Raw genomic sequence first — 6,103 nt, forward strand, 5'->3', positions numbered from 1 at the left:
GGGGCCCCCATCCGGCCGCTACTCCCCGTGGCTCCTCCTGTTTTTCTGGCCCCGTGGCGTTGTGCCCCCCGCCGGGCCCCCCCCCCCCCCCCCCCCCCCCCCCCCGGGGGGGGGGGGGCCCTTCTCGTAACGTCTGGGGCCGGTCAGCCCTGCCAGCTGTGCGGGGCGCGGAAGCCCGGCGTGCGCTCCAGGCGGCGCCAGCCGGCGGTGTCACGGCCCCGGTGGGCAGCGACGGGCGGCTGGGCTGCGGCACGGGCCATCAGGACGGCGGTGATGGCCGCCAGCTCCTCGGGGGCGGCGTGGCCCTTCTCGACGCGCAGGACGGACTCGGCGGGGGTGAGGCTCATGGCGGGATGTCTCCGTCTTCTCGGCAGTCTGTCGTGGACCGTGCGGCGGATCGCGCCGCTGCGGGACGGCTACTGCGGGGGGTTGCCGTGCTTGCGGGACGGCAGGTCGGCGTGCTTGTTGCGGAGCATGGCGAGCGAGGCGATGAGCACCTCGCGGGTCTCGGCGGGGTCGATCACGTCGTCGACCAGGCCGCGCTCGGCCGCGTAGTAGGGGTGCATCAGCTCGGCCTTGTACTCCTTGACCATGCGGGCGCGCATGGCTTCGGGGTCCTCGGCGTCGGCGATCTGACGGCGGAAGATGACGTTGGCCGCGCCCTCGGCGCCCATCACCGCGATCTCGTTGGTGGGCCAGGCGTAGGTGAGGTCGGCCCCGATGGACTGGCTGTCCATGACGATGTACGCGCCTCCGTAGGCCTTCCGCAGGATCAGCGAGATCCGCGGCACGGTGGCGTTGCAGTAGGCGTAGAGGAGCTTCGCGCCGTGGCGGATGATCCCACCGTGCTCCTGGTCGACGCCGGGCAGGAAGCCGGGGACGTCCAGAAGGGTGATGATCGGGATGTTGAAGGCGTCGCACATCTGCACGAAGCGCGCGGCCTTCTCGGACGCCTCGATGTCGAGGACCCCGGCCAGCGCCTGCGGCTGGTTGGCGACGATGCCGACGACCTGGCCGTCCAGGCGGGCCATGGCGCAGATGATGTTGCGGGCCCAGCGCTCGTGAATCTCCAGGTAGTCGCCGTCGTCGACGAGCTCCTCGATCACCTTGTGCATGTCGTACGGGCGGTTGCCGTCCGCCGGGACGAGGTCGAGCAGCGCGTCGCCGCGCCGGTCGGCGGGGTCGTCGCTCTCCACGGTCGGCGGGTTCTCGCGGTTGTTGGAGGGGAGCATCCCGATGAGGTAGCGGACCTCGGCGATGCAGGTCTCCTCGTCGTCGTACGCGAAGTGCGCGACGCCGGAGGTCTCGGCGTGCACGTCCGCGCCGCCGAGGCCGTTCTGCGTGATCTCCTCGCCGGTGACCGCCTTCACGACGTCCGGTCCGGTGATGAACATCTGCGAGGTCTCACGGACCATGAACACGAAGTCGGTCAGCGCCGGACTGTAGGCCGCGCCACCCGCGCACGGGCCGAGCATCACACTGATCTGCGGGATCACCCCGGAAGCACGCGTGTTGCGCTGGAAGATGCCGCCGTAACCGGCGAGCGCCGAGACGCCCTCCTGGATACGGGCCCCGGCCCCGTCGTTCAGCGACACCAGCGGCGCACCGGCCGAGATGGCCATGTCCATGATCTTGTGGATCTTCGTGGCATGGGCCTCGCCCAGCGCCCCGCCGAAGATCCGGAAGTCGTGCGCGTACACGAAGACCGTCCGGCCCTCGACCGTCCCCCACCCGGTGATCACACCGTCGGTGTACGGCTTCTTCGCCTCCAGCCCGAACCCGGTGGCCCGGTGCCGCCGCAGCTGCTCGACCTCCTTGAACGAACCCGCGTCCAGCAGCAGCTCGATCCGCTCCCGGGCGGTCAGCTTCCCCTTGGCGTGCTGCGCCTCGGTCGCCCGCTCGCTCGGTCCGCGCCGCGCCTGCTCGCGCAGGGCCAGCAGTTCGGCCACCCGGCCACGGGCGTCGGTCGGCTCACCCTGGGTTTCGTCCACAACGGTCATGCATCGACCCTACGAACCCCGACCCAGAATCTCGCCGTCGACTCCGTACAGTCTCCTGCCCGGTTTCGTGGTGGGAGTGAACAGAACCATGGAGCGGTGCAGGCGATCCACCAGCGAAACGCCGCTTCCGGTTGTGGAGATTCCACAACCGGGGGAGTGCGGTGGGCCACACGCCCCTGAGGGGGCCCGAAGGCCCCCTCAGTATGGCGCAGCACGGACCGCCTCGGTCCGCCGCGCCCGGGAAACGGTGCGGCGGGTGGTCAGCCTCCGCAGTGGAAACGGGCGTCGCCCCAATCGGCGTGGTCGTTGCCGTTGCCGTCGCCGCCGTCCTGGACGATCAGCTCGACGTACTTCGCACCGGTGACGTCGGCGGTGAGCTTCCAGGCGGGGTCGGCCGCCCCCAGTGCGGGCGACGCCACCTTCTCCGTACCGTCGGCGGTGACCGAGAACCGCACACTCCCCCGGTTCGTCTGGACGTCGTCGACCCCCACCTCGGCGGTGAAGGAGGTGCACTTCCCGCCCAGGTAGTAGCGGATCTTCGCCGGGGCGTGCGTGCCCAGGCCCTGGTCGTAGGCGACGCCGCCGATCTTCAGCGGCCCGCCGTCCCCGGCCCCGGCCTCGCCGTTCGACTGGTTGCGCTCGACCGGGCCCCAGCCGTTCTGCGAGGCGGTCCAGTCCAGGTCGCCGGCCCAGCTGTCCTTCGTGGGCGGCGGCGGGAGCGTCCGGACGGAGGTTCCCGCGCCGAGCGTGCGCCCGGCTCCCTGGAGGGCGTACGTGGCCTTCGCCTCCAGCGCGTACGTGTCGTAGGGCGCGTCCACCGGCGGGGTGACCCGCCAGCTTCCGGTGACCTTCGCGCCCGGGGCGACCGTGTCGAAGGCGACGGGGCCCGCCGGCTCGGCCTGCCAGCCCTCGGGCACGGTCAGCGCGAGCTTCACATCGGTGGCGGCGGTCGCCTCGTCGTTGCCGAAGGTCGCCTTCACGGTGTTCGGGGCCCCGGGCTCCAGGGTCTCGGCGTCGGCGGCCACGCCGAGGGTGCCGCAGACGGCCTCCTCGCCGGCCGGGGCGGGGCCCAGGTCGGTGACGGTGAAGCCGTCGAGCACGAAGTCCGCGCCCTCGGGTGCTCCGGGGAGCTTGCGCAGCCCGGTCCAGGTGTCGCCGCAGCCCGCGGTGAGCGTCCGGCTGAACTGTCCGGTGGTGCGCTGCTGCCCGATCGGGGTGGCCCGGGTCTCGGTCGAGGCGGCCTTGCCGCCGGCGACCCGGTCGTAGCCCTCGACCCAGCTGTAGGCGCCGGCGTGGCTGGACTGGTAGGCGAACTCGACCTTGTACCGGTGGCCGTCCTTCATGGGGACGGTCCAGGGGGCGGTGCGGTAGACGAGCCCGGTGTTCTCCTCGTGGGACTTGAGGGACTCCTTCCCGCCGAGCACGTCGTCGATCAGCTTCCCGTTCCACCCGGCCTGGGTGTACGGGGCGTTCCGCTGGGAGATGTGGGTGCGGGGGTCGGTGGAGCCGCCCGCGTTGCCCTTGAGGAAGGGGCCCCAGCCCTGGTCGACGGCCTCGAAGTCCTCGTACGCCACGGTGCCCTGCCGGGTGGCGGGGGCGTTCTCGACGATCCGTACGTCATCGGCGCGGACCTTCGCCGCGGAGCCGGCCGCGGCCTCGACGCGCAGGGTGGTACGGCCGTTCGCCGGGGCGGTGAAGTTCACCTTGGCGCGCTGGAAGGAGGTGCCGTGCCAGTCGGAGGCGGCGACGAAGTCCTCGGCCGTGGAGCGCTCGACGGCGACCGACTTCCCGCCGGCGCTGAGCACCGTACGCCGGCTCGCGCCGGGCTCGACCTCGATCAGGGCGGAGGCGGTGTAGCGCTTGCCGGGCTTGAGGCCGGTGACCGTCTGGGAGAGCGAGGCCGTGGCCGTACCCGAGAGTTCGGCGCTGTTGCGGCCCTGGTCGTCGGTGTCGCGGACGGCCGTGCCGGTCTTCGCCCAGCCCTTCAGGTCCCGGTCGTTGAAGCCGGGGTCCGTGAGGCCGGTCCCCTTGCCCCAGTCGGCAGCGCTCTCCTTCGGCGCGCGGTCGGGGTAGAGGACGTAGGCCTGTCCGGCGGTGGCGGTCAGGGTGATCCTGCCGCCGGAGGGGCGGACGGTGGAGACCTTCTCGCGGCCGTTGTCGGTCAGCTCGTAGAGCGTGTACGCGCCCTTGCCGGGCACCTCCCAGGTGCTGGTGCCGCCGGTCTCGCTGTAGTGGTACAGCTTCTTGCCGCCGTCCCACGGGAGCAGGTAGTCGGTGCCGCTGAGCACCTTGCGGCCCTGGTCGTAGAAGGTCCGCTCGCCGTCCTCGACCGTGCCGCGCACCCCGCCGGTGAAGGTGATGTCGTTGCCGTCCCAGCGGGTGATCTTCTGCTGCTGGAGGTACTTGGCGGGGAGGTTCTTCTGCCAGATGTTGGCGGTGAAGGCGTTCCAGTCGGTCTCTCCGGTCCAGCCCTCGAAGTCCTCCAGGGCGCTCTGGCCGAGGACCGGGTGGTTGTTCCAGATGTCCTTCTCACCGTTGCGGATGAACCGGATGATCTGCGAGTTCAGGCCCTTGTTGGTGGCCCCGCCGTAGTTGAGGTCATTCGCCCAGTGCGACCAGAGCGAGGCGCGTTCGAACTTGTCGGCCCACTCGGTGCCGACCGTCCAGCCCTGCTTCTGCACAGCCTGGATGGTCTTGTCGGCGATCCAGCCGTGGCTGTAGTAGACGTCGATGTAGAGGAAGTCGAGGTTCTTGTCGGTCTCGTCGCGCAGCTGCTGGAAGCGCTTGGCCAGGTCGCCGCTGTTGATGTCGCGGCGCTGGTCGATGTAGTAGCTCTGGTTGAGCCAGTTCCAGCCGGGCTTGGTCTTGTCGACGAGCTGCTCGGAGAAGGCCTTGGCCTCCGGGTAGGACTCGGTGGCGTTGACGTGGACGCCGAAGTCCGCGCCCCACTTCCCGCCGTCCTTGAGCAGGGTGTTGAGGTCCTTCAGCCCGCCGGCCCGCTTGTTGTAGTTGCCGCCGTAGTCCGGGTGGGCGGAGTCGTGGCCCTCGGAGCCGTACCCCTTGAGGACGGCGAGCTGGCCGAGGCCGTCCGTCGCCTTCGAGATCCGCTTGACGTCGTCCAGGGTGCGCAGGAAGGGGTGGGTGGCCTGGCTGGCGAAGTTGAACGGGATATGGGTGACGACCCGCTTCGCGGTGTCCTCGCTGCCGGGCGCGGTGACGCCGATGGAGCGGAAGGCGATGGCTCCGTCCTGCCAGTCGACGGCCTTGTCCCCGTTGGCGTCCGGGGTGACGACGACCTTGGCCCACGGCAGGTTCTCGCCGCTCTCGGGCTTCGGCGCGCCCTCGCCCCGGTAGGTCCACTGGCCGGACCAGGCGCCGACCCGGACGCCGCCGCCCTCCTCGGTGCGCGCCTGGTGCCAGAAGCGGGCGTCGTCGCCGCCGGTGGCCCCGGCGGGCTTGTCGTACGAGGAGTTGGACTCGATCGCGGCGGCCAGGGAGCCGGTGTTGAGGATCGCGTAACTGGCCCCGACCGGCGCGGAGTCGGGCTTCGTCTCCGCGGTGACCTTCGCGAAGACGTCGGCGGTGCGGGTGGAGTCCGGGTCGAGCTTCGTGAACGCGGTGGCGGCCCCCGCCTCGGCGGACCCGACCGAGATCAGGTCGTGGCCGGGGATGTCGATGGTCCCGACCCGGAAGGCGGACGTGTCGCGGACGGCGGTCACCTTGAAGGTGGTGGCCCGCCCGGAGACGGTGAGCGAGGCGTCGATCTCGACGCCCGGGAGGGAGTCGAAGGCGAGGGTGTAGCGGGCGGCGGAGCCGGTGACCTTCGGCTTGCCCTTGAGCTTCACCGGGTGGGCGGTCCCGTTGAGGGTGACGGCGGTGACCGGCCGGGTGGAGCCGAGCAGCTGCTCGCCGCTCGCCCGGTCGGTGTACGACAGGACGCGCGGGAAGTCGTCGGCGACGGCGACGCTCAGCCGGTCGGACCGGATGACGGCAGACCCGTCGGCCTCGGCCTCTCCGGCCGGGGCGTGGGGCGGGGGGGCGGGGGCGGCGGCGGCCCCGGCGGCGGTGGCGTCCTTGCGGCCGAGACGGCGGCCGGCGAGCGT

3 protein-coding genes are annotated in these 6,103 nt (G+C 71.5%); all 3 read right to left on the reverse strand.

The window, feature by feature from the left end; translation table 11 throughout:
• Window positions 1-143 precede the first annotated feature (143 nt).
• On the reverse strand, window positions 144-347 hold the full coding sequence (locus JS521_RS33035; protein WP_205086582.1) for an acyl-CoA carboxylase subunit epsilon: 204 nt from the start codon (window positions 345-347) through the stop codon (window positions 144-146).
• A 69-nt stretch (window positions 348-416) separates the two neighbouring features.
• On the reverse strand, window positions 417-2,000 hold the full coding sequence (locus JS521_RS33040; RefSeq protein ID WP_205086583.1) for an acyl-CoA carboxylase subunit beta: 1,584 nt from the start codon (window positions 1,998-2,000) through the stop codon (window positions 417-419).
• Between the two features lie 260 nt (window positions 2,001-2,260).
• The coding region (locus tag JS521_RS33045) for an endo-alpha-N-acetylgalactosaminidase family protein (protein ID WP_239488170.1) at window positions 2,261-6,103 on the reverse strand (3,843 nt) is incomplete at its 5' end.

It is taken from the genome of Streptomyces durocortorensis (genome assembly GCF_016901035.1).
GTDB lineage: Bacteria > Actinomycetota > Actinomycetes > Streptomycetales > Streptomycetaceae > Streptomyces > Streptomyces durocortorensis.

Bases quoted from the DNA above. Each gene is read 5' to 3' on its own strand.
- JS521_RS33035 (WP_205086582.1), bottom strand. From the start codon at position 347: ATGAGCCTCACCCCCGCCGAGTCCGTCCTGCGCGTCGAGAAGGGCCAC.
- JS521_RS33040 (WP_205086583.1), bottom strand. From the start codon at position 2,000: ATGACCGTTGTGGACGAAACCCAGGGTGAGCCGACCGACGCCCGTGGC.